The organism is Halorubrum sp. C191, from assembly GCF_002727095.1.
Taxonomy (GTDB): Archaea; Halobacteriota; Halobacteria; order Halobacteriales; family Haloferacaceae; genus Halorubrum; species Halorubrum ezzemoulense.
In genome coordinates, this window is record NZ_NHNZ01000025.1 from 20670 (window position 1) to 43994 (window position 23325).

At 65.6% G+C, this 23325-nt stretch carries 19 protein-coding genes, 1 tRNA gene and 2 pseudogenes; 13 read left to right on the top strand and 9 right to left on the bottom strand.

Annotated elements, in window-relative coordinates:
- Window positions 1-60: 60 nt before the first annotated feature.
- Entirely contained in the window at window positions 61-795 is a 735-nt protein-coding gene (locus Z052_RS01395) for a CBS domain-containing protein (protein WP_094520669.1), read from the top strand.
- Between the two features lie 40 nt (window positions 796-835).
- Here Z052_RS01395 and Z052_RS01400 read toward each other — a convergent pair.
- Both Z052_RS01400 and Z052_RS01405 read right to left on the bottom strand, forming a co-directional pair.
- Window positions 836-2715: pseudogene (locus Z052_RS01400) on the bottom strand (cation:proton antiporter).
- Window positions 2716-2902: 187 nt separating this feature from the next.
- Window positions 2903-3811 carry an ADP-ribosylglycohydrolase family protein gene (locus tag Z052_RS01405; RefSeq protein ID WP_049931026.1) on the bottom strand — a complete coding sequence of 303 codons (909 nt, stop codon included), beginning with the start codon at window positions 3809-3811 and terminating at the stop codon, window positions 2903-2905.
- Between the two features lie 203 nt (window positions 3812-4014).
- On the opposite strand from Z052_RS01405, the gene Z052_RS01410 reads away from it, so the two are divergent.
- From Z052_RS01410 to Z052_RS01425, 5 genes are all read left to right on the top strand, one after another.
- Entirely contained in the window at window positions 4015-4227 is a 213-nt protein-coding gene (locus Z052_RS01410; RefSeq protein WP_049931028.1) for a hypothetical protein, read from the top strand.
- A 233-nt stretch (window positions 4228-4460) separates the two neighbouring features.
- Window positions 4461-5702: a chemotaxis protein CheC gene (locus Z052_RS01415; protein WP_094520668.1), complete on the top strand. Its 1242-nt coding sequence runs from the start codon at window positions 4461-4463 to the stop codon at window positions 5700-5702.
- 1106 nt (window positions 5703-6808) lie between these two features.
- A complete protein-coding gene (locus tag Z052_RS19605) occupies window positions 6809-7105 on the top strand; it encodes a hypothetical protein (RefSeq protein WP_129452406.1) in 297 nt (98 codons plus the stop codon).
- A 27-nt stretch (window positions 7106-7132) separates the two neighbouring features.
- Window positions 7133-7723 (top strand): TetR/AcrR family transcriptional regulator, encoded by a 591-nt coding sequence (locus Z052_RS01420; protein ID WP_086216523.1) that lies wholly within the window; start codon window positions 7133-7135, stop codon window positions 7721-7723.
- The gene (locus Z052_RS01425) at window positions 7720-9198 is read left to right on the top strand and encodes an MATE family efflux transporter (RefSeq protein ID WP_094520667.1); all 1479 of its coding nucleotides are present in this window, start codon (window positions 7720-7722) and stop codon (window positions 9196-9198) included. The genes Z052_RS01420 and Z052_RS01425 overlap by 4 nt, the downstream gene beginning before the upstream one ends.
- Before the next feature lie 186 nt (window positions 9199-9384).
- On the opposite strand, the gene Z052_RS01430 is transcribed toward Z052_RS01425, so the two are convergent.
- Window positions 9385-10242: a metallophosphoesterase gene (locus tag Z052_RS01430; protein ID WP_094520666.1), complete on the bottom strand. Its 858-nt coding sequence runs from the start codon at window positions 10240-10242 to the stop codon at window positions 9385-9387.
- A gap of 141 nt (window positions 10243-10383) precedes the next feature.
- On the opposite strand from Z052_RS01430, the gene Z052_RS01435 reads away from it, so the two are divergent.
- The 5 genes from Z052_RS01435 to Z052_RS01455 all read left to right on the top strand — a co-directional run bounded on the left by Z052_RS01435 (window position 10384) and on the right by Z052_RS01455 (window position 15427).
- Window positions 10384-11700, top strand: coding sequence for a hypothetical protein (locus Z052_RS01435; RefSeq protein WP_099288615.1), 1317 nt, complete (start codon window positions 10384-10386; stop codon window positions 11698-11700).
- A gap of 6 nt (window positions 11701-11706) precedes the next feature.
- A complete protein-coding gene (locus tag Z052_RS01440; protein ID WP_094494678.1) occupies window positions 11707-12525 on the top strand; it encodes a hypothetical protein in 819 nt (272 codons plus the stop codon).
- Window positions 12526-12641: 116 nt separating this feature from the next.
- Window positions 12642-14318: a hypothetical protein gene (locus Z052_RS01445; RefSeq protein ID WP_094519733.1), complete on the top strand. Its 1677-nt coding sequence runs from the start codon at window positions 12642-12644 to the stop codon at window positions 14316-14318.
- A 143-nt stretch (window positions 14319-14461) separates the two neighbouring features.
- Window positions 14462-14908 (top strand): peptidylprolyl isomerase, encoded by a 447-nt coding sequence (locus tag Z052_RS01450; protein ID WP_049931060.1) that lies wholly within the window; start codon window positions 14462-14464, stop codon window positions 14906-14908.
- 93 nt (window positions 14909-15001) lie between these two features.
- Window positions 15002-15427 carry a universal stress protein gene (locus Z052_RS01455; protein ID WP_049931046.1) on the top strand — a complete coding sequence of 142 codons (426 nt, stop codon included), beginning with the start codon at window positions 15002-15004 and terminating at the stop codon, window positions 15425-15427.
- A 57-nt stretch (window positions 15428-15484) separates the two neighbouring features.
- Here Z052_RS01455 and Z052_RS01460 read toward each other — a convergent pair whose 3' ends face one another.
- The 3 genes and pseudogenes from Z052_RS01460 to Z052_RS01470 form a co-directional block, all read right to left on the bottom strand.
- Complete coding sequence (locus Z052_RS01460; protein ID WP_094519734.1) at window positions 15485-18145, bottom strand: PAS domain S-box protein; 2661 nt, start codon at window positions 18143-18145, stop codon at window positions 15485-15487.
- Between the two features lie 185 nt (window positions 18146-18330).
- A complete protein-coding gene (locus Z052_RS01465) occupies window positions 18331-19380 on the bottom strand; it encodes an ABC transporter permease (protein ID WP_094494681.1) in 1050 nt (349 codons plus the stop codon).
- Window positions 19377-20006: pseudogene (locus Z052_RS01470) on the bottom strand (ABC transporter permease); the annotation flags it as partial. The gene Z052_RS01465 and the pseudogene Z052_RS01470, both read right to left, overlap by 4 nt.
- Window positions 20007-20066: 60 nt before the next feature.
- Between Z052_RS01470 and Z052_RS01475 the strand changes: the two are divergent.
- Window positions 20067-20978: an SDR family NAD(P)-dependent oxidoreductase gene (locus tag Z052_RS01475; protein ID WP_094494682.1), complete on the top strand. Its 912-nt coding sequence runs from the start codon at window positions 20067-20069 to the stop codon at window positions 20976-20978.
- 275 nt (window positions 20979-21253) lie between these two features.
- Here Z052_RS01475 and Z052_RS01480 read toward each other — a convergent pair.
- Window positions 21254-21328, bottom strand: a tRNA-Val gene (locus tag Z052_RS01480).
- A gap of 83 nt (window positions 21329-21411) precedes the next feature.
- Here Z052_RS01480 and Z052_RS01485 point away from each other — a divergent pair.
- A complete protein-coding gene (locus Z052_RS01485) occupies window positions 21412-21939 on the top strand; it encodes a hypothetical protein (protein ID WP_089308729.1) in 528 nt (175 codons plus the stop codon).
- A 12-nt stretch (window positions 21940-21951) separates the two neighbouring features.
- Here Z052_RS01485 and Z052_RS01490 read toward each other — a convergent pair whose 3' ends face one another.
- Together Z052_RS01490 and Z052_RS01495 are read right to left on the bottom strand one after the other, a co-directional pair.
- Complete coding sequence (locus Z052_RS01490) at window positions 21952-22230, bottom strand: hypothetical protein (protein ID WP_049932917.1); 279 nt, start codon at window positions 22228-22230, stop codon at window positions 21952-21954.
- A 73-nt stretch (window positions 22231-22303) separates the two neighbouring features.
- The gene (locus tag Z052_RS01495; RefSeq protein ID WP_094494683.1) at window positions 22304-23260 is read right to left on the bottom strand and encodes an alpha/beta fold hydrolase; all 957 of its coding nucleotides are present in this window, start codon (window positions 23258-23260) and stop codon (window positions 22304-22306) included.
- Window positions 23261-23325: the final 65 nt, after the last annotated feature.

The following is a 23325-nucleotide window of genomic DNA, read 5'->3' on the forward strand; positions in this document are numbered from 1 at the left end:
GGAGCGGTGACACGACCGCGCGGAGACGCGTAGCTCTCCCCGCGACGACACGACAGCATCATGTACACTATCGCAGACCTCCCGATCGACAACCGACTCCGGACCGTCCAGTACGACCTCGAGCTCGAAACGGCCCTCCGCCGGATGTTCGAGAACGACTACACGCAGGTCGGCGTCGAACGCGACGGCGAGCGCGTCGGGATTGTCACCTACCGATCCGTCGTCCGGACGCTGCTCGCGTTCCACCAGCTGGACGTGGGCCACAAGACGCTGGACAAGATATCGGTCGGGGCGGCCGTCGAGGACGCGCACACGGTCAGCGAGGACGAGACCGTCCTCGCGGTGTTCGACGCGCTCGCGGAGCACACGTACATCGTCGTCGACGGGGGCGAGGCGTGGCAGATCCTGACCGACTACGACCTCCTGACGCGGCTGAAGCGGATGCTCGAACCGTTCCTGCTGATCGAGTCGATCGAGATGCGGCTTCGCGAGCTCCTCGCGCGGGCGTTCGGCGACGCGCTGTCAGACGAGCTGGCCGCGACGTTCGACGAGGACCACCCGCTGCCGACGCCGGCGTCAGTCGACCACTGTAGCTACGCGCACTACGCCCAGTTCATCTCCATCCACTGGGCGGAGTTCGAGCCGATCTTCGACGACCAGCAGGACGTGATCCGCGAGCTCGTGCTCGAAATCGGCGACATGCGGAACCGACTCTTTCACTTCCGGGTCGACGACCCGGAGGAGTTCGACCGCGACCTCCTCCGGTTCGGCCAGTCGTACTTCTCTTCCGTGTGAGTCTCGCCGAGCGCGGAGGCGCATCGTCTCCCAGCCCGGCTCAGTCGGGCTGAACCAACTCCATTCCCTCTCGGACGGCCTCGCGTCGACCGAGCAGCGTGACGTGGTCGCCGCGGTTTACCACCGTGTCCGCGCTCGGCACCGCGACCGACTCGCTGTCGCCGTCGCTGAGAACGGCGATGAGGCAGCCGTCGGGGAGCATCGGACCCACCTCGCGGACGGCCTTACCGATCAGTTCCTCGTTGGTGACCTCGATCTGTTGGACGTCGCCGGTCTCCCCGATGTCGGTCATCCAGTGGGCGAGGTCCGGTCGCTCGATCTGATTGTCGATGGCCCACGCGGCCGACATCGCGGCCGAGATCGTACTCACGCCTAGGTCTTCGAACGCGTCGACGTTGTCGGAGTTGTTCGCCTTCGCGAGGATCTTCTCGACGCCGAAGTTCGTCTTCGAGAGCTGCGCGACGAGCAGGTTCGTGTCGTCGTCTCCGGTGGCCGCGACGAGGATCTTGGCGTTCTCCGCGCCGACTTGCGCAACACCTCCGTGTCCGTCCCGTCGCCGATCACGGCGGCGAAGCCGTCGTTGCGGAGCGATTCGACCGTCGCCTCATCTTCCTCGATGATGACGACGTTTTCGCCGCGGTCTTCGAGGCGCTCGGCGAGCGCGCGGCCCACCTGTCCGCCTCCGACGATGATGACTCTCATGGGTATCACGTTGAGGTACTGCGCGATGTACCGCGCCAGCCCGCCCTGGACGAGGGCGGTCACGAAGATGACGAGGAACACCGTCCCGATCAGCAGGTCCGCCTGCTGCGCCAGGGCGGGGTCGTTGAGCTCCGTGGCGGCCGCCCGAAGCTCGGTGGCGAACAGCGTCGCGACCGACGCGGGGATGATCCCGCGCGGCCCGATCGCGCTGATGAACAGCCGCTCGGAGAAGGTGAACCGGTCGCCGACGGTCGAGACGAACACGAGCAGCGGCCGGATCACCACCGCGACCACGACGACCACGCCGAGCCCCGCGAGCCCCACGTCGAATATCGCCGCGGGGGGGAGCTGCGCGGCAAGCGCGATGAACACGAACGCCAGCACGAGCAGCGTGATGTCGCCCTTGAAGTCGGTTATCTCCTCCTTGTATGGGATGTCCACGTTCCCGAGTGCCAGTCCGGCGGTGGCGGCGGCGGCGACGCCGGCCTCGCTCGCCAGCTGGTTTGCCCCCGCGTACGCGGCGAGCGCGCCGGCGAGGGCGAGCAGCCGTGCGTTCCGCGGCGCGGCCCCGGGCGACAGGTCGACGTACCGGAGCAGGTAGTAGAGGATGCCCGCGACGATGAGGCCGACGAGCAGCCCCTCTCCGAGGCGGAGCGCGAACCCCTGAATCAGTCCCTCGCCCGCGACAGTCGGGTTCACCGTCTCGAAGAGCACGACCGCCGTGATCGCCGCCGTCACGTCGTTGACGATCCCCTCCGTCTCCAGGACGGCTGCGACCTGATCGCGGACGGGGACCACCTCGAGGATCGGGGAGATGACCGTCGGGCCGGTGGCGACGAGCAGCGCCCCGATCACGAACGAGAGCTCCCACGGGAGCCCTTCGAGGACTCGGACGGCCACCGCGGTCCCGACCAGTGCGATGCCGGCCCCGACCGTGACGAGTCGGACCGCCGCCCGGGGCGCCTGCCGAATGCGCTCGAACTCGAGGTGGAACGCCCCCTCGAAGACGATGATCGCGACCGCGAGCCCGACGATCGCCGGGAGCGAGTCGCCGAAGCTCTCGCTCGTCACGATCCCGAGCCCCGGTCGACCGATCGTCACTCCGACGAGCAGAAAGAAGATGATACTCGGGACGCGGAGCCGAGCGGCGAGGATCTGCGCGAGGACGCCGAGTCCGATGATGCCGGCGACGAGCGGGATCAGAAACTCCTGTGACACACTCGGTCCTCCGTGCCCTGACTCACTTTTTGCTGGATTATAAGTCAGTTGGTGCGTCCCTCGGCCGCCGACTCGGCGCCGATTCGCCGCCCGTTGCGCGACGACCTGCCCCCGGACGTTCCGTTCCGCTGGCGACGTGTGAGCCGCCGGTTCACCGTCCGATCCCTGTCGAACGCCAAGAGAGGGATTACGCCGTCTCCACGAGCCGGTCCGCTATCCGTTCGAGTTCGTCAGCCTCGCCGACGGCGTCGAGCCACCGATCGGGAAGCGTCGATGCGCCGAACCGCGCACCCGCGACCGCACCCGCGATCGCCCCGATTGTATCGGCGTCTCCGCCGCGATTGACCGCGGTCACGATTGCCTCCTCGGCACTCTCGGCGGACAGCCCGTCGTGGAGTGCCGTCCGTAGCGAATGAACGACGTAGCCCGACGTCTCCAGGTCGTCGAGCGAGTCTCCCCGAGCGAGCGGCCGAAGCGCCGTGACGAGTTCAGCGGGTGCGTCCGTACCCACGTAGTCGAGCGCATCCCGTAACGGCGCGTCCGCGTCGTCGAGGAGCCCAGCCACCGTGAGGTTCAGGATCCCGCACCCGTACGTACACCGCGGATCGGCGTGCGTGATCCGCGACGAATCCCGGCTCACCTCGACGAGTCGCTCTCGGTCCGCCGCGTACGGAACTGCGAGCGGCGCGCACCGCATCACGCTCCCGTTCCCGGCGTTCTGCCCCTCCGGGCTGTGTTCCCAGACGTGCCGGCCCGCCTCGTCCCACTCGCCGCCGTGCTTGAGTCGGCTCAACGACTTCATCGTCATCCGGCCGATGTCGAACGGGTCGCTGTCGTACCACGCGACGAACCGCTCCGCGATGTCCGCCGGATCGAACTCTCCCCGCTCGACGAGGCTCCGCGCGATACACAGCGCCTGCTCGGTGTCGTCCGTGATCGTCCCGGCGGGCTGGTTCCACGTTCCGTGGCCGACCATCTCGTCGAGTCGCCCGTGACCGGTACGGATCCCGGACGCGGACATGAACTCGACCGGCCGACCGAGCGCGTCTCCACAGGCGATCCCACAGAGGACACCGCGGGCCCGATCAACGTCCATACGTCACACGACACGAGCCCCCACGAAAAGTGTCGGGTGACGCGCACCGGCTCCGGCAGCTCTCGCTCTCGCAGTCGACGGTTCTGGTCGACCCGTCCGCCGTCGGCACCGACCCGGCCGTATTCGTTCGTGGGGACGCCGGTCCCGATCCGAACCCGGATCGAAATTCAAATATCCGAACACCTGTAACAAGATATGTTCAAATGACAGAGGAAAGCAGTTCTACCCGGGTTCCCAGTCAGCCGGTCGTCGTCCAGGAGGACACCCATCAGAACGAGGTCCCGGACAACATCGACTCGGAGCTGTACTCGGCGGACAGCCCGGACAACTCGTTCCACGAGTTCACGATCGAGCGCGGAGACGAACTCGTCGAGGCGCTCCGCGACAACGGCTACACGGTGGAGTTCAGAGAGTGAAAGCCTACGGATTCTCCGACGCACAGTGAATCTCCGCAGCGGACGACGCGTCACTCCGAACGAACTGCCGAGGGTGGCCGCTTCGCGTTCATCGATGCTGCGGTTGCCGATGCTGCCTTCACTCGGCGCCCGTATAACGCGTCACCGTTCGAGGAGCTCTCAGGGTTCGCTTCCGCGGTGCGGAACGCCGGGGTAAGTGTTAAAATGCTGCCTTGTCAATTAACATACCATATATGAAGATTGAGGTTAACGCCCTCGGAGAGTTTAATCGCCTCGCTCATGACGGGTCGAAACAGGCCGCGAACTCACTCGGACAGTTGACCGGTGTCCGGCCGACGGTCGAAGCGACGAGCATCGATCTCCTCCGGCGTCGAGATATCATCGCTGACCTTCACAATCAGGATCTCATCGGTATTTCGAGCGAATTCTCCGGGGGTATCGCTGGGACAGCACTGCTCGTCTTCAACGAGGCGGGCGCGAGGACGCTCGCGAAGAGCCTTCCCGGTGACTGCGCCGAGGCGATCGGTCTCGAATCGCGGCTCACGGAACTCGGAAACATCATGCTTAGCGGGTTCATCGACGGGTGGGCGGACTATCTGAACCAGGCTATCGATCAGCGCCCACCGACGTACCTGACGGGAGGCGGGACGGACATCATCCCGGACGCGACGCCGATCGATCAGGCGTCGAATCAGGTGCTGACGGTGAACACTACGTTCGAAACGTCGAGCGCAGTCGTCGAAACGACGACGTACGTATTCCTCGAGGAGGCGTCGTTCAGGCATATTCTCGATACCCGGCTCACCAGCGAGTCGACGCCGATACCGCTGGACAAGCTCCAGGTGTTCAGCCGAATGGCCGCGAAGGGCGGCGACACCGCAGGCGACAGCATAACGATGATGACCGGGATCGACACGTCGGTTACGGTCAGCCGCATGAGCTTCCTTCAGGTCGAACAGATCGGACCGCGACTCGGTGACGAGCAGCAGGTGGGCGTCGTTGCGAAGCTAACCGGCCTCCCCACCGGCTACGTCCTTGTCCTGTTCGACGAGCCCTCCGCCGAAACAATCGCAGAGGCGATGGGTACCGGAGCGGTCACCGACGGATTCGACGGAATTCACGAGAGCGCGATCGAAGAGATCAGCAATATCATGATCAGCGGATTCGTCGACGGGTGGGCGAACGTGCTCGGCACGTCGAACCAGCATACCCCTCCGGAGTTCGTCCACGACTTCGCGTCGGCTATCGTCGATCCGATAATGCTGGATCTCGCGACGACGCAGGAGTACGTGTTCGGGTTCGACACCCTCATTAAAACGGCTGGGGACGCCGTGAGTTGCAAAATACTCGCCCTCCCACGGGCCGAGGAGCTCAAGGAGGCGCTCGACGAACTCTCGGTCGGCGAACTGTCCGCTGACGTCGAGGCAGAAATGGAGGCCGACCCCGAGTCCCTGTTCCAAGAGCACGTCGAGTAGCGCTTTGGGTGCGGTGATGTCGTCCGAAGTCATCGCGTCGCCCAGCGGCTAACGGTCGACCCGGAAGTCACGAATCCGCCGGTGCGCTGGAACGGAGGGCGACTGGAACCACCGGCTTGAACAGGCCCGCTCATCCCGTGCGCCGGCGACTCTTCTCGTCGTTGGCGAGATTCGTCTCCGTCACGGCGAGGTCCCGCGGCGTCGATCGTCGCACGGTGAGGTCATCTCTGCCGGTCGTCTCGCCGGCGTCGAGACTGTATTGTGCGAATTGTACATAAGCTAACGGGACCAGTTATGAACGACGTGCCGATTTTTATCGTTCACGCACACACGGGCGAGGGGGCCACTCCATTTCTCTGAGACGCGTCTGTGAGGTCGCGATCTGAGACCAAGCCGTCTCCGAGACCGGAACTCCCCGACTACGTCGAGGGAGCGGACCGGCCTACCGTGGTTTCACGACCGCATCGCAGTCCGGACACTCCGCGAAGACACCCGTATTCCCGTCCCCGTGGTCGTACTCAATGATCTTCCACGCCGCGGGGATCTCGCGGTCGCAGCTCGGGCACTGTCCGAGCGGCGCCGAGCTGTCGGTCATTAGGGGGGAAAGGGAGCGTGGGACTCTCTTTCCGTCCACCAGTTCGCGGTTAGCTGGATTAAACATTCGGCAGAAATGTGTCGTAGACACACAAGCACTCGTTCGGTTCTCGCTTCGATCTATTGCCCGACAACTCCGAGGGCCCACGCGACCGTCGGCCGAGACTTCACCGGTGGGTCCCCGCTGAACAGTGAGTCACTTCGCCGTTAGGGGCGTTCGCCGGGTGCGTAGTCCGTCCGCTCTCGACACATACCTCCCGACGACCGGGCGGCCCGTCTCACGCCGGTCCAGAGACGACCGGCGGGACTCACCGATCGGGGCCGAGACTGAGTCGTATCCCGGCGAGGCCGGCAAAGAGGAGCGCCCGTCCCACCGGCCCCAGCGGGGTGGTCGGGGGCCTCGGCCCGGAGAGGCTCAGGTCCCCACCGGCGCGACGCCGACGAGACTCAGTGCGACCCCCACCCCCATCAGCTCCGGATTCATGTCGAGCGAACGATTGCGGCGACACGACGTGAAGTTTGACACGGTTTCTGTCACGCCGCCGGTGAGTAGCCTGGGTGACGCGCGGAACGCGATCGACGGGAAACGCGTACGACGCGGTCCGGTCTGTCGAGCGCCGTCGGAGTTCAACGGCGACAGCGTACCGGACGCGCTTCTAGCCGCTCCGCCGGTCGGCGCCGGGTCCTGGATCACACCGAAGGTCGGCCTCGGCGATGTGATACCGCACACGACACCGATCCACTCGACTCTCGCAGTCGCAGCGACCGACTCCTCGGCTCCGCCGTCGCATCAGAAGGCCCTTAACTAATCAGTTAGTAAGTTGAGACAGAACGAAATGGGATCGGAGACAAAATCCGAGATCATCGACGCGACGAATTCGGTGCTGTGTGAGCACGGGTACGCCGGCCTCACGGTACAGAAAATCGCCGACGAGGCGTCGATGACCACCGCCGCGATCCACTACCACTTCGACACGAAAGCGGAGTTGCTGAACGCGTTCCTCGACGACCTGATCGAGCGGTTCAAGACGAAACTCACGTTCGAGGCGACCGACCCGCGCGACCGGCTCACAGCGTTCCTCGACCACGCCTTCACACCGTCGGATCCCGCCGCCGACGGCTTCCCCGTGGCGATGATGGAGCTGAAAGCCCAAGCACCCTTCCAGGAACTGTACCGGGAACGGTTCCTCGAACTCGACGACATCGTGTGCGAGGTCGTCAGGGAGATCGTCGCCGACGGTGTCGACGGCGGACACTTCGCCGAGACTGACCCGGACGAAGTCGCCAGGCTCGTCACGACGACGATCAACGGCGCACACGCCCGACACGTGGCGCTCGGTGAGCCGCTTGACGACACGCGTCGGATGCTCGAAAACACGCTGGAACTCCACCTCGGCTGGCAGCCCCGATCGGAGGTGGTCGCGTGAGCTTCTTCAAAGGCCAAGAGGAGCTCAACCTGACGGAGGGCGGCATCGTCAAACCGCTGTTTTTCCTCTCGCTTCCCATCGTCATTACGAACCTGATGCAGACCGCCTACAACCTGGCGGACACGTTCTGGCTCGGCCAGTACTCGACGGAGGCGCTGGCGGCCATCTCCTTCGCGTTCCCGATGGTGTTCCTGCTCATCTCGCTCGGGATGGGGCTCTCGGTCGCCGGGAGCGTCCTCGTCGCCCAGCACACTGGCGCCGAGGAGACGGAAAAAGCCGAGTATGCGGCCTCGCAGACGGTCTCGTTCGCGTTCATCGCCTCGGTCATCTTCGGAGCGATCGGGTATCCGTTCGTCGAGGAGTTCCTCGCGTTCCTCGGCGCCTCGCCCGAAGTCCTCCCCGGCGCGACGGCGTACATGCAGGTGGTCGCGCTGGGCTTGCCGTTCATGTTCGGATTCTTCGTGTTCATCTCGCTGATGCGCGGCGCGGGCGACACGATCACGCCGATGCTCGTCATGTTCGGGACGGTCGTCATCAACGTGATCCTCGACCCGTTCCTGATCAACGGTTGGGCGGTTGGCCCGATCGCGTTCCCGGAACTCGGGATTCAGGGCGCCGCTATCGCCACAATCTTCTCGCGGGCGCTGGCGATGCTCGTCGGCCTCTACATCATGCTGTCGGGAACGCGGGGGATTCAGATCAACGTCGCCGATATGAAGCCCGACCTCCAGTATCTCCGGAAGATCCTCCGAATCGGCGTCCCGGCGTCGATCGAGGGGACCGGTCGGGCGCTCTCGATCAACGCCCTGCTGATTGTCGTGGGGCTGTTCTCGACCTCGGTCGTCGCCGCGTTCGGTATCGGAACGCGGGTGTTCTCCGTCATCTTTCTCCCCGCGATCGCCGTCGCGCGCGGCGTCGAGACGATGACCGGGCAGAACGTCGGGGCCGGCAAGTACGACCGCGCACAGGAGGCCAACTACGTGGCCGCGAAGGGACTGTTCGGGATCCTCGGCGTCGTCGGCGTCGCCATCTTCTTCGTCCCGACACCAATCGTCTCGGTGTTCACCGACGACCCGGCCGTGCTCGATGTCGGTGCGCAGTTCCTCCGGTACGTCGCGCTCTCGTTCGGGTTCATCGGGATCCAGCGGGCGTTCACGGGCGGCTTCCGCGGCGCCGGGAAGACCCTGATCGCCGCCGCCATCTCTATCACGGCGCTCGCCGTCATCCGGCTGCCCGTTTCCTACGTGGCCTCGCAGGGCATACTCCCGACCGACCTGTGGTTCCTCGGCCAGCCCGACGTCCGGGGCATCTGGATCGCGTTCTTCGCCTCGAACGTCGCCGGGGCGGTCATCGCGTGGCTGTGGTTCCGACGCGGGACGTGGCGTGCGGGCGACGTTCGCGGGACGCCGGACCCCGGCGGCTCCGAACCGGGACCTGAACCGGACGACGCTGAGGCCACCATCGGGGACGACTGATCACTTCAGCCGTATCCGAAACGCACCGTCGACGCTTTCGGCCCCGTGGACGGTCTCGGGGCCGCGCGTCGCGGCGCTCGCCCCGTACACCGGTAGAACTGGGCAGTCGCCGCAGCGGGCGTTGTCACGCACAGACGCAGCGGGTCCACCTGCGCCGATCGCTCGCTACAGCGCGGCGCGCGCCGGTCAGACCGATGAGACGGAGACGGACCCGTCGGGTTTTCGGCGGACGACCTCCAGCGAATCAGCGCTCTCGATCAGGACGCCCTCGCCCCCTGCCGAGCGGTGGTTCATCCGGATGATGTTCCCGCAGACCACGTTGCCGTTCCGAACGGGGTCAACTCGCTTCGTGTGGCCGACGATCTGTGGTGGGGCCGACGGGTCCAGGTGCGTGAAGTCCAGCCAGCAGAGCCCGGCATCGGGGCCGCGGCCGCCGTCGCTGCCGAGGGCGAACACGCGGCCGTGTCGTCGTTCGAGCCGCTTCTGTACCGTTCTGTCGTCGCCGTCGACGGCCAACAGCTCGCTCGCGGCGTTCCGGACTACGTCGTTTACCCTCGTCACGTCGAACGGCTCGTTCTGTCCGGCGTGACTGTAGCGATACTGATATCCCTCGAAGGCGGCCGTGACAGTTCCCTCGCTGGCTCGCCGGAGAAACTCGCGCCGGTCCGCCGCGTCGAGGCCGGTGGAATACGCACCCGGCCACCGGACGAACGACGGGAGCAGAATAGCCAACTCGTGATTCCCTAACTGGTATCGGACCCGCCCGGGCGGGGCTTCCTCTTGGAGTCGCCAGACCATCTCGAGACACTCCTCGTTCGCCGGCCCCCGGTCGATCACGTCGCCGTTGACCACGAGTACGTAATCGTTGTCCGCCCAGTGGAGCCGGTCAGACTCATCGGCCCGTACGAGGTCCGGATACTGCCCGGAGTCACCGACGGCGAGCAGCGCGCTTCGAGTGTCCGTGAGGTAGCCGTGGATATCACTGACGTGTACGATCAACGGGTCGCCGGAGGTTCGTTCGACAGTAGCGGGCGGAACACTCATCTCGGTACACCTTGGTCTTCGACCCCCGAAGTCGTTTGGTGGAGATCGAGCGGACCGTGGGTGATGTAGCGTGATTTATTAGCGTGACTCTCTCAGGTTGAGCAGACCACGTGACGACGTGCTGTTGGGTAGAGTATCATCATGGACCGAACGGACTTGACGCCGGACCCGAACGAGCTGCTCGAGGCGGCGCTCACAGATCCCGAATCGTTCGACGCCGCGCGGACCGCGCGGGTCGTGGCGCAGCTCGAGCACGACGACGAGGAAGTTCAACGAGCCGCGTCGTGGGCACTTCGATTCGTGTCCGCGGAGACGCCCGAACTCGTCAACGCCTGTGCCGGACGGTTCCGACGAGCGCTTCGCGATCCAGCGGCCCGGTCGGTCGCGCTTCGAACTCTCGCGGTGCTCGATGACCACAACCAGGAGGCGGTCGCCGAGATCATCGACGGGGCGGTCGAAGCCGGGTTGATTGACGAGTCACTTGCCATCCGGACTGTCGCCGGCTATCAACCCCCCGAGTTCGAATCCGGCGGGTCAGTGATCGCGGACGAAGGGGACGAAGCGATCTCACCGACCGAACCCGCCGTCGCGGCGGGCCGGGAGGAGTCGACCGGCTCCGCGGACGGCGAGGACGCGTCGCCGACGCCCGGACATCCCCCAAACGAGCCCCCTGCGAAGCCACCCCGACTCGACCGATCGCTGACCGAACACAGGTCAAGAGAGGCTGCTGAAGCAGCCGGCGATTCAGACGCCGAGCGCATCCAATTCGCGACGAGCGGGCGCGAATTCACAGCGACGTGCCGCCGGGGTGTGATCGCCAGCGGTATGCATGACGACGCCTTTCGGGACGCGATCGAGCGGTGGCGTCGGATCGACGATCATGACGCTGTCGCACGCGTCGTCGACGCTGGAACGCGCCCCGTACCGTGGCTCGTCTCTGAGCGGGGCGCACTGGGGCTCCTCACCGAGAGAGAGACGCCGGTCTCACCGGCTGAAGCCAGGTGGATTCTGTTACAGATCGCCGACGCGGTTCAGTACGCACACGCTGCGGGCGTGCTTCACGGTGCGATGTGGCCGGGCGTGATTACTGCGGTCAACGCCGTCGAAGACCCTGACGCGTGGGCCTTTCCGCGGGTCAGCGACTGGGGACTGCGGGAAGTGTTCGGGCCGGAGACTACGTTCTCCGAGATACCCGACTCGTACGCGGCACCGGAACACGTCGCTCCCGACCGATTCGGCGGGGTCGACACTGCGACCGACATCTACGGGCTCGGTATGATCGGGCACGAGCTACTGACGGGCGCCGCGCCGACCCGCGACGACGGGACCGTTCACACGCGAGACGTCGTGACCGGTATCCCCGAAGGACTGTCCACAGTCCTGCTGAAGTCGCTGAGAACAGCAAAGATGGAGCGATACGCCTCTGTGGCAGCGTTCAAACGAGACTTGTTATCGTGACCAGCAATGCGTGACCGCGTCGTCGAACGTGGCGGGAACGAACTGATGACGGCGACTCTCGGGTCGAGCGCGTTAGAGCCGGGACCAGCGGTCGTTAGTACCTCGTCACCGGTACTCGGGGTCGGCGTCACTCGGTTCGTCGCCCTCGTCCTCGTGCTGGCCGCGTGCCTCGGAACGGCGCGGTACGCGCTGGTAACAGCGCGACACGAACCGCATGACACGCTCGTGTGGCGGTACGTCGCGTTGTCGACGGCCGTCGGAGGGGTGTTCTCGGCGCTGTTGCTGGCCGAGACGACTCGCCCGGCAGTTGGAACGGTTCTCGTCGCGTTCAGACTCCTTTCACAGTTGTTCTTTGCCGTCTTCCTCGCCTTGTCACTCCGAGAACTGTACTACGCTCAGCCCGCGACATCGACCGAGGGAACCCGGATCTCGCTGTCGACGGCCCGACGGATCGAGACTGGATTCATGCTGCTCGCCTTAATCCAGTTCCCGCTCGTTGTCTGGCTCGGGCCGACGGTGGTCGCGGAGGTGATCGTCGCGACCGCGGCCGGTGCGTTCACCGTTTACGGGGTCTCGTTCGGACAGGCGATTCGGGCGCGTCGGCTGACGCACGGGACCGTCCTCGATGCCACCGTCACCTACGTGATCGCCGTGCTGATCTGTGTGGGGACGGTGAGCGTTATACAGGGCGCCACCGTCACCTCGCTCCCGGCGCCGGCAATCCGAGGGGCCGTCAACGTGCTCTTGGTGATGATAGGGACCTTCCTGATTAGTCTCATTATCAGGCTCAAGCGGAGCGCCGACGCAGCCAGCGCTAGTGCCTGACGACCGGAAACTGCTCGGCAGCACGGAGCGGGACGCGCGGGGAAAACGACAGCAGGTGACGCCACGCTCGAAGGCGAGCGTTTACGTCGGAAGACGCCAAGGGTAAGTCAACACATATGGTAGCCAGCGACACACGGTCTGTCGACGAGCTAGAGCGACGCGTCGAGGCGATCGCCGCGACGGAACCGGCCGAGAGGAGCCCGGACGATCACGCGCGATTGACCGACGCCCTCGTCGCGCTCGCCGACGCCTACGGCGAACGCGGAGCGTTCGACGCTGAGGCCGAGACGATCGCGCGGCTGGACCGGCTCCGCGGCCACGGCGGAGCCAACGACACGGCGGTCCACCTCGCGAACGCCCTCGCGAACGCGACGAGCGTGCGTGACCGTGACGACCTCTACGAGACCGCGATCGACCCCGGCCGCATCGAGGCGTACCGAGACCGAATCCAAACGCTGTACGACCGCCGCCCCGAGCCGGCGATCGCGGCGCCGCTGGCTCGGGCGACCGCCGAGACGATCCACGCGAACGGGAAGGGGGATCGCCGCGATCGGATCGAACCCCTGGTTGACCGTCTCGAAACGCTGTACGACGCGCATCCCGAGCCGGACGTCGCGGCCGCGCTGTTGCGGGCGTACGCTCACGCGGAACTGTACCTCGGCGAGGAACCCGAGAGCGAGGAGACCGCTGACGTGCCGCTGGGCCGCAACGCCGGTGCCGACACGGGCGACGACCATCCCGATTCGGCGGTCGAAGGTGACCGCGTCGCCCGCGCGGAGGAGCTGTTTCGAACTCACCCGGACGGCGACGTCGCCGCCGGCCTGGCCGGCGTCCTCGCCGGCCGAACAAACGCCGACGCCAAGCGGACGGACGTCGAAGCGATCGAGGACCGGATCGGTCGGATCGAAGCGCTCGCCGACCGGTACCCGGCCCGGGAGGAGTCGATCACCCGCTGGCTCCCGGTCGCGACGGCGAACGCCGCGCGCGCCGGCTTCGAGGCGGCCGACATCAGTCGGGTCGAACACTGGGCGAGCGAGACGGCCGCGCACCACGAGCGACTCTCGACGCCGTCGAGTGCGACGTGGGCGGCGGTGGCGGCGTTCTTCTCCGCGCGGGCGTCGTTCTTCGACGGCGACATCGACGCGGGCGAGACGAAGCTCGAACGCCTCGAAGCGCTCGAAGACCGGTACGAGAACCCGGTGTTCGCACACTGGCTCGGCCGGGCAATGTTCGACGCCGCCCGGAGTTACGTCGAGAACGACCGATCCGAGCGCGCCCGCGAGATGGTCGATGAGCTGTCCGAGTTCGCGGTGGGCCACCAGGACCGTGAAGAGATCGAGGCTGGGCTGGAGGCGCTCCGCTCGCACGCGCCGCACCTGTTCGACGAGCCCGACGACTCGGGTGGCGAGGCCACGGACTCGGTCGAAGTGACCGCCGGGCCGGTCGCCACGGACGACGGCCCGGACGAAACGCCGAGCGAGACGCGGCCGGACGGCGTCTCTCGCGAACCGGACGAGACGAGTGCCACCCCCGACGCAGACGAGGCCACCGCGGCCGACCGGGGCGGATCGACGGCCGACTCGGCGGACGACGACTCGACGGACGCGCCGGGGTGTGGGAACTGCGGCGACGACGGCTGCGGAAACTGCGGCACGGGCGACGACCTGAAGGAGCCGGCGTCCGGTCCGGTGCTCGCTGCCGTCGGTGCGGCGGTAGTCTTCGTCGGGGTCTCCGTTGCGTACACGCTGTACCGCGCACAGCGCGCGCTCCGGCGGTCGGTCGGATCGCAGTGACGAAGCGAGCCACCCGTCGGCGCCCGCCCTGATCGCCGACACGACGACGCCGCACTGTGCCGCACCGGCTCCTGTCGCGCAATGCCACAGACTTTCCGTGCGGCGCTGTTCGAACGCGTATGACGATCGATACCGGCGATTCCGTGACGATCGAGTATACGGGCCGACTCGACGACGAAACAGTGTTCGACACCACCCGGCAGTCCGTCGCCGAGGAGGCGGGGCTCGCCGAAGCGCAACCCGACAGAGAGTACACGCCGTTGACGGTCGAAATCGGGGCCGAGCAGGTCATCGAGGGGATGGAGGAGGGACTGATCGGCTTAGAGGCGGGAGACACGGAGACGCTGACGATCCCGCCGGAGAAGGCCTACGGCGAACCCAGCGAGGAACACGTCCAGGAGTTCGAGACCGCGGAGCTCAGAGAGATGCTCGGCGGACAGACGCCGGAGGAGGGCTCGTATCTCGAGGCTCAGAACGGGAGTCAGGGAGAGGTCGTTCACGTCGACGAGGAGATCGTTCGGGTGGACTTCAACCCCCGCCTCGCCGGCGAAACGCTGACGTTCGACGTGGAGATCATCGAGGTCAACTGAGTCTGACTGAGGTGTCGGTGGCCGCCGCACACGGAGAGCCGCACCTCGGGAACGTCCCCCACGAGTTATGTTCGTCTGGGAGACAGTTCCGTTGTGAACGACGAGCTCTTCGAACGCATTCTCGTCCCGATTGCGAGTCCCGAAGACGCGGAGGCGACGGCGCGTGCGATCCGGCCGCATCTCGACGCGGGGACCACGCTCATCGTGACACACGTCACGCGGGGGACCGACGCCGAGACGACGATCAAGACCGGTCGAGACCAGTTCGCCGGGGCGACCTACGAAACGTTCTCGGACATCCTCTATCGCCGCGACCTCGAGTTCGAGTGGGTGACGCTCGAAGCGCGCGAGGTCACGGAGGCGCTCGTCGACGCGGTCGAGATGACCGCGGCGACGGTGGTCGCCTTCACGCCGCGCGACATGGACACGTGGAAGCAGACGCTGGCGGGCGACCCCGGGAACCGACTCATCCGGGAGGCGGCCGTACCGGTGATGGTCTTCCCCAACCAGCAGTCCTGAGAGGCCGTGCCGCTCCGCGTCGCGGGGCGACGCCTCGGGAGCTGAACCCGTGACAGGTCACTCCGAACTGAACTCGACGCCCGTGACTTCGAACCGGGCGCCGTCCCGAGCTCCGGTAGTCACCCGGATGTCCCATCCGTGTGCTTTCACCACCTGATTCACGATGTGTAGTCCGAAGCCGGTCCCGTTTCGCGTGGTGGAGTAGCCCGGTTCGAACACGCTGTCACGGTTCTCTTCCGGAATCCCCACACCGGTGTCTTCGACGTAGAACCCGTCGTCCAGTTCCCCGACGGTAACCGTCACGTCCTCGCCTCCGTGCTCGATCGCGTTACTGATGAGATTTTCGAACAACTGGCGAAACCGACTTTCATCGGCACGAACACTCCGGCTGATAGCCGTTCTGAGCGTCGCCTCAGTGGTAGCGACCGTCCGCCAGCAATCGCTGGCTACATCCGCCGGGTTCACTCGCTCTAACTCGCCCATCTGTTCTCCGACGCGAGCGAGCGCAAGCAGATCGTCGATCAAGTCCTGCATCCGCTCGTGAGACCGGCGCACCGCGTCGATATGCTCACCGTCGTACTCCTCTCGTACCAACTCCAGTCGGCCCTTCGCGACGTTCAGGGGGTTCCGTAGGTCGTGCGAAACTATCGACGCGAACTGGCTCAACTGCTCGTTCTGATCTCGGAGCTGTTCCGTCGTCCGCTTTCGCTGGAGTTCCACCGTCACCCAGTTGCTCATCAGGTCAACCAGCGTCTCCTCCCAGTCCGTGAACCGATCGGCCCGGGCCGCAGTGTCGTAGAAACAGAACGTCCCGTACACGTCACCGGTGTCGAACACTGGGGCTCCGATGTACGACGAAATCCCCCACTCGGTGAATCCCGCCCGGCCGGTCTCCTCGGGCGCATCCCGTTCGACGTCGCCGATCACGACCGTCTGTCTGGTGCTCGCTACTAGTTCACAGTTCGTCGCCGAGACCGGAACTACGTCGCCGGGCTGGATCGTCTCACGGTCCGTGTCGACGAACTCGAAGACGTATTCGTCGTCGTGAATGCTCGAGAGGGTCCCGTACTCGGTTCCTAACTCCCTCCGACCGAGCCGCAGAAGCGCTTGTACCTTCTCGTCAAACGACAGATCCGGGTCCGAAGTGACGTCGTACAGTTCGTGAAGCGCCCGCTCTCGTTGCTTCCGCTCAGTAATGTCGTGAACGGCCCCTCGGAGCGTCGTGACTTCACCGTTTTCGACGTGAGGGTCGCCGCGGATCTCCATCCACCGATCCTCGCCGTTAGACCGCTGGAGGCGGGCCTCTATCGCGAACGATTCCCCGTGAGTAAGTGCGTTTTCGACCGCGGCTTCAACCCTCGGCCGGTCTTCCTCGACGTAGCTGTCGACGACGTCCTCCAGTGAGGGCGTTCGGTCGCCCTCCCAGCCGATGAGCTCGAACAGGTGGTCGGACCAGAACGCGTCTCCCGTCTTCGGGTCGACCTCCCAGCCGCCGACATCGGCGACCCGTTCCGTGTGATCGAGGAGTTCGACGACGCGATCAAACTCACGCTCGCGTTCTCGCCGCTCAGTTATATCCGAGGCGATACCGACGGTCCGATACACTTCTCCGGCCTCGTTTTTCACCGGAACGGCCCGGTCGTACACCCATCGCGTCTCTCCGTTCGGCCGGACGATGCGGTACTCCTCCTCGTAGGAGCCAGTCGACTGCGGATCGAGGATCTCTTCGACTCGGTCTCGGTCCTCCGGATGGATGGCGTCCGCAAATGACTGCGGGTCCTCGTATAGCGCGTCGGGCGATCGGCCCCAAATCTCCTCGTACGCGGGGTTGACGTAGAGTACTTCACCCTTCGTCGGGTCGGTCATCCAGACCATTTCCTGGATGTTCTCGGCCATCTGCCGGAACCGCCGTTCTCGCTCTCGGAGTTCGTCTTCCATCCGAACACGCTCCGAGATGTCTCGGAGAACGCCGACGAACTTGCGTTCGCCGCCCTCGTTGAACGTGCTGAACGATATCGAGACCGGCACCTCGTGTCCCTCTCGATGCTGGGCGGAGAATTCGATCGCCGTCCAGTCCAGCGACCGGTCGTTCGTCTCCAGGAACCGCTCCATTCCCTGCCGGTGGCCGTCTCGATACCGCTCCGGTATCAAGGTGAACAGCGAGTCGCCTCTGAGGGTCTCCGGGTCGTACCCGAACAGGTCTTCGGTCGCTTGGTTTACGAACTGGATCGTGTTCGTGGAGTCGACGGTGAGGATGGCGTCGCTTGAGTTTTCGGCGATCGCCTCGAGGCGCCGCTTGGTCCGTTCGGCCTCCCGCTCGGCCCGCCACTTGTCGACGACGTTTCGGACCCGATTGGCCAGAACGGCGTACTGATCGGTGCCGACTCCCTTCTGTAAATAATCCGTAACGCCCGCCGAAATCGCATCGCTCGCGATGTCCTCGCTTCCTTTCGCCGTGAACAGTATAAATGGAAGATCGGCGTCCCGCTCGCGAACGGCTTCGAGAAGTTCGATCCCGTTCCGCTCCGGCATGTCGTAGTCGGAAACAACGCAGTCGATGTCCGTTTCAGCGAGTGTGTCGAGTCCGTCACTCGCGCTCCCCGCGGATACGACCTCGAAATGACTGTCCTCTCTTCGGAGATAGGTACTGACCAATTCCGCAAGGTCGGGATCATCGTCGACATGTAAAATGCGGATTGAGTTCACTTTCTCGCTCATGTGACGCCTTACTGTTAGATATATAATTACATAGTAATAAGTCCCCTATAGAAATGTAACTGAACGTGAACCAAGACGCAGCACTCGGGTAGTGTTTATGAGCGAATGTCGGCCTCGCGCCTCCGGTCTCGACCGTGGTAATAACCGTGATCAGACACCGAGAACGGGCACTCGCCCGTCGGTGCTCACTCCTCGCTCTCGTACGTCTCGCCGACGGCGGAGGGGGTCCGCGTGGAGCCCCAGATCGTCAGGACGAGGATCACGCCGGCGTACGGGAACAGATTAACCAGCCTGTTCGGGACGTTGATGCCGACCGTCTGTAGCTGGATCTGTAACATGTCCAAGCCCCCGAACACGAGCGCTGCGGCGGCCGCTCCGAGCGGGTTGTAGTTCCCGAACAGGTAGGCGACGATGCCGATCCAGCCGCGGCCGCTGACCATCGTGTCACCGGTGCCGGTGAACGACCCCGCCTGTGCGAGCAGTACCGCGCCGCCGAGGCCGGCCATGACGCCGGAGAAGATCACTGCCGCGTATCGAACACGCGTCAGGTCGACGCCGGCCGTGTCGAGCGCTTCCGGGTTCTCCCCGGCCGCTTGGATCCAGTATCCGTACCTCGTGTCGTTGAGGAACTTCCACGCGGCCACGGCCACGACGGCCGTGATCATCACGAGCGGTGACGCGTCGAAGAGGATCCGACCGAGCACGGGGACGTCTGCGAGCACGGGGATAGCCAGGTTGTCGATGCTCTCGAGGCTCGGGCTGTTTCGGCTGTCCCAGACGAGCACCGCCATGAACGGCCCGAAGCCGAGCCCGACGAACCAGAGCGCCAACCCGGCGACGATCTGGTCCGCCTCGTATCTGATCAACAGGATCGCGAACAGCACTGCGAACGCGAGACTGACCAGCACCGAGGCGAGGATCGCGAGCCAGATATCGCTCTGCCCCGGATCGCCCCCGCTGATGATCCACATCGTCGTCGCCGCGGTCGCCGCCCCGAAGATCATGAACCCCTCGACGCCGATGTTGAAGACGCCGCTCTTCTCGGCGTAGAGACCGCCGATGGCCGTCAGCGCGATCGGTGTCGCGGATTGAAGCGAGCGCTCCACGAACCCGATCGTGACGATCTCGACGATCGGTAGATCCAGCGCGACGGCCACCGCGACGGCCGCGGCGACGAGGGCGGCACCGTCCCCGATCCGGAGTCGGTTGCCGTCTGCGTAGCCCGCGAGACTCATCGGCGGTCACCCCCTACCCCGGTCCGCACGGCGGCCGTCCGGAACAGTTCCGGCACGGCGACGAAGAGGATGACGAGCCCGATGACCCCGTCGATGAGCTGTACCGGAAGGTCGGTGTAGATCCCGATGTGGGACCCGGCGGACTCGAGGCCGCCGAAAAGTAGTCCCGCCGGGACGATGCCGATCGGGTTGTTCGCGGCGAGCAGGCTCACGGCGATCGCGTCGAACCCGTACGTCCCGATGCCGCTCAGGTCGGTGTAGCAGCCTTGGATCATAATTGCGAACACCGCGCCGGCGATTCCCGCCACCACCTCCGAGAGGGTCATCGTCGAGACGACGGTCCGTTCGGCGTCGACGCCCGAGTACGTCGCCGCCGACTCCTGGTGGCCGCTCGTCACCATGTCGTATCCGAATCGGCTGCGCTCCACCACGACGGAGATCACGACGACGGTCGCGAGCGCGATTCCGGGCCCGACGATCGAGAAGCCGGAACTGTCGAACACGACGCCGGGTAGGGAGACGTACTCCGGAATTCGCTCCGTGTTCGGGGCCGCGTTGCCTTCGCCGCGGAACGGGTTCTGGACCAGCCACCCCACCACCCCGACCGCGATGAAGTTCAACATGATTGGACGTGTCGCCAGCCCCCGGGCAGACGGCCTCAAGTGCCTATAGGACGAATGGTTCGTATGACTACGCAGCCCGAAGCTATCGCGGGCGTTGCGGACATGGACTGTTCCGAAACGCGAGCGCTCGTGACCGGTTCGACGAGCGGCATCGGCCGCGCTGCGGCGCTCGCGTTGGGGCGTCTCGGTGCCGATGTCATCGTCCACGGTCGCGATCAGGAGGCCGGGGCGGCGGTCGTGAACGAACTCGACGCGCTCGGGTCAGACGGTCAGTTCGTTCGGGCCGATTTCGCTGACCCCGACGCCGTCCGAGAACTGGCCGCGACCGTCCGCCGGACGACTGACGGCCTTGACCTCCTCATCAACAACGCGGGCGGCTTCTTCCGAAGCGGGCGGCTCACCGACCTCGGCGTCGAGTACACGTTCCACGTCAACCACCTCAGCCCGTATCTGTTGACCGCGGAGCTGCTCGACCATCTCACCGCCGGCAGTCGAATCGTCACGACGGCCTCGGCCGCGCACCAGGGGACGTCACTGGACCTCTCGCGGGTTCAGACGCTCGACGAGTACTCCGGCATGTGGGCGTACAGCCACTCGAAGCTCGCGAATATTCTCTTCTCGAGTGAACTCGCTAGACGGCTCGACGCCGCCGACCGAGACGTAGTCTCGAATAGCATCCATCCCGGTGCGATCCCGGGAAGCGGGTTCAGTCGGTTCCTCCCTGGACCGATCCCCCGCGTCCTCGAAGCGCTCGATGGTCTGCCGATCGTCACGAGCGTTGCCGAGGGGGCGGCCGAGATTCTGGTGCCCGCCCTCTCGCCGCGGACAGCGACGATCTCTGGACGATACTTCAGCGATCAACGGCCGACACAGCCGTCCGCTCCGGCACAGGGCACCTATGCGGCGCAGCGTCTCTGGAATGCGAGCGCGGATCTGCTCGGGATAGCTACGCCCCTCGCAGAGGGTGCCGAATGAACTGGGCGTTTGCGACAGTACGATATCCACTTCGTCTTTAGAAGCATTCAACAGAGCCACGTTTGCTAGCTGATAGAGGACCTTGGCGGCTGTGACCGATCATTGGTTGTTACTGTCGGTTTGTGATTTTGTGCTGACAAGAATTACAGACTTATTTTGATCGAAGGGCCTGACCGACCCAGTACACTGAACACAGATAGCTGGAAAGAGAGCTATCTCCCCAGACTGAATGACACAGCGAAGGCTGTCTACTTCAGAAACCGCAGGAAGACGCATGGGTTGGGGCGGATTCGAACCGCCGGCCTGCTCCGTGTGAAGGAGCCGTCATAACCTAGCTAGACCACCAACCCGCTCACTTCGAGGTATCCGACCTCCGGACTTAAGAGTTACCTTACGCGGAAAGTACATCCCGGACCCGCTCGGATCCCCCGCCGTGACCCACGAACTCCGGTTCCTCGAACGGGTCCGACAGAGCGTCGCGAGCCTCCTCCACGCGCCCCTGTCGCTCGTCGGGCTCTACGCCGAGCGCGAGACGCCGCGCGAGCAGTACGCGTTCACGCTCCGCGAGCCGTTTCCCCTCGTCGAAGCGCAGCTCCACCGGCTCGGGTTCGTCCGCAACCTCGTCTCCTCGCTGAAGTACCGCGACTACGAGACGCCGCCCGAGACGACCGTCGCGAGCTGGGCGTGGTACCCCGAGGGGGCGCTCGCCAGCGACGACCAGCTCCACCTCGCGCTGTACGTCGGCCCCGACCGCTCGACCACGGACGTGTACGCCCACTGGGAGCCGTCGTGGATCCGCCACCCGGTCCGGCACTACCGCGCGACGGAGGTCGACGCACAGCGGGGCATCGAACGGGTGCGGTCGCTGTTCGAAGAAGCGGGCATCGAGTACGCGGTGGTTCCCGCTGACGAACGGATCGGTGGGGACGAAACCGCCGGAGCGGAGCCGCCGATCCGATAGGACGCGGCGCGACTACTCGGCGGCGGTGTCCTTGCCGCGGTACTCCGCGACGCGCTTCCGGGCGGACGCGACCGCCTCGCGGGCCTCGCCCTCGGCGCGCTCTTCGAGGTCCTCCAGGTCCGCTTGGAGCTTGTCCAGCCGCGACGGCTCCGGCTCTGGTTCCTCGTCTTCCCGGCCGACGAGCTCCTTCACGCGGGCTTCGACCGGCTCTAACTCTTCTACCACGCCCGCCTTCGCGTGTTCGGTCGCCCGACCCAGGTAGTACCGCGCGTCTTCGAAGTGTTTGCTCATATCTGTCCCTTGGCCGAGGGCAGATATAACCTTTGTGGCGACTCGGCGGGGACAGTATTCGAAACGGCCGGTCTCACTCGCGCGCGCCCGGCGGGAGAGGGTCGGCGTGGTCCGCGATCGCCTCGGCGACGCGGTGCGGGTGTTCGTGGACGACCCAGTGGCTCGCCTCCTCTATCGCGAGCAGGCGACCGTCGGCGCAGCGGTCGACGCTCTCGTTGGCCAGTCGGCGCGCGAGGAACTGGTCCTGCGCGCCCCAGATCACGAGCGTCGGGACGGCCACCTCCCTCTTGATCGGCTCGGGGCGGTCGCGCACGATCGCGCGGTACCAGTTCACCATCGCCTCGAACGCGCCGTCGCGGTTCCACGCCCGGCGATACCGGCGCAGGTCCTCGTCGGTGAAGGTGCCGGGTGCGCTCGTGTCCCGCAGCGCGTTCGTCGCGAGCCGCCAGTTCCCCGCGCTGGCGACCGCCTCGGGCAGTTTCGGGAGCTGGAACGCGAGCATGTACCAGCTCTTGAGCCGCTGGTCCCACGACCCCCGGAGCGCCTCCTCGAACACCGTCGGATGCGGGACGTTGACCGCGACCAGCTCCGAGAGACGGTCCTCGTGGTGGAGAGCGAGCCACCACGCCACCGCGGCCCCCCAGTCGTGCCCCGCGACGGCGGCCGTCTCGCGGTCGTATGCGTCGATCAGGTCGACGACATCGCGCGAGAGTTCGCCGATCCGATAATCGCGCACCGCCGACGGCTTCGCCGAGAGGTTGTAGCCGCGCTGGTCGGGGACCACGACGCGGTAGCCGGCGTTCGCGAGCGGGACGACCGCCTCGTGCCAACCGTACCAGAACTCGGGGAACCCGTGGAGCAGCACGAGGAGCTTCCCGTCCTCCGGACCGGCCTCGACGGCGTGAAGTGTCGCACCGCTGGTCTCGATCGCCCTGGACTCGGCGGGGATCGACTCGGGAATCTCGTCGTCGGGGACCGACTCCGGCAGCGCCGCGGCGTCGACCGGTCCGCTCTGTGGCGTCTCGCACATGGTCGGGTCGAGGAGCGGGACGGGCAAATAGCTACGCTCGACGCGGGCGCACACGCACCAACGGA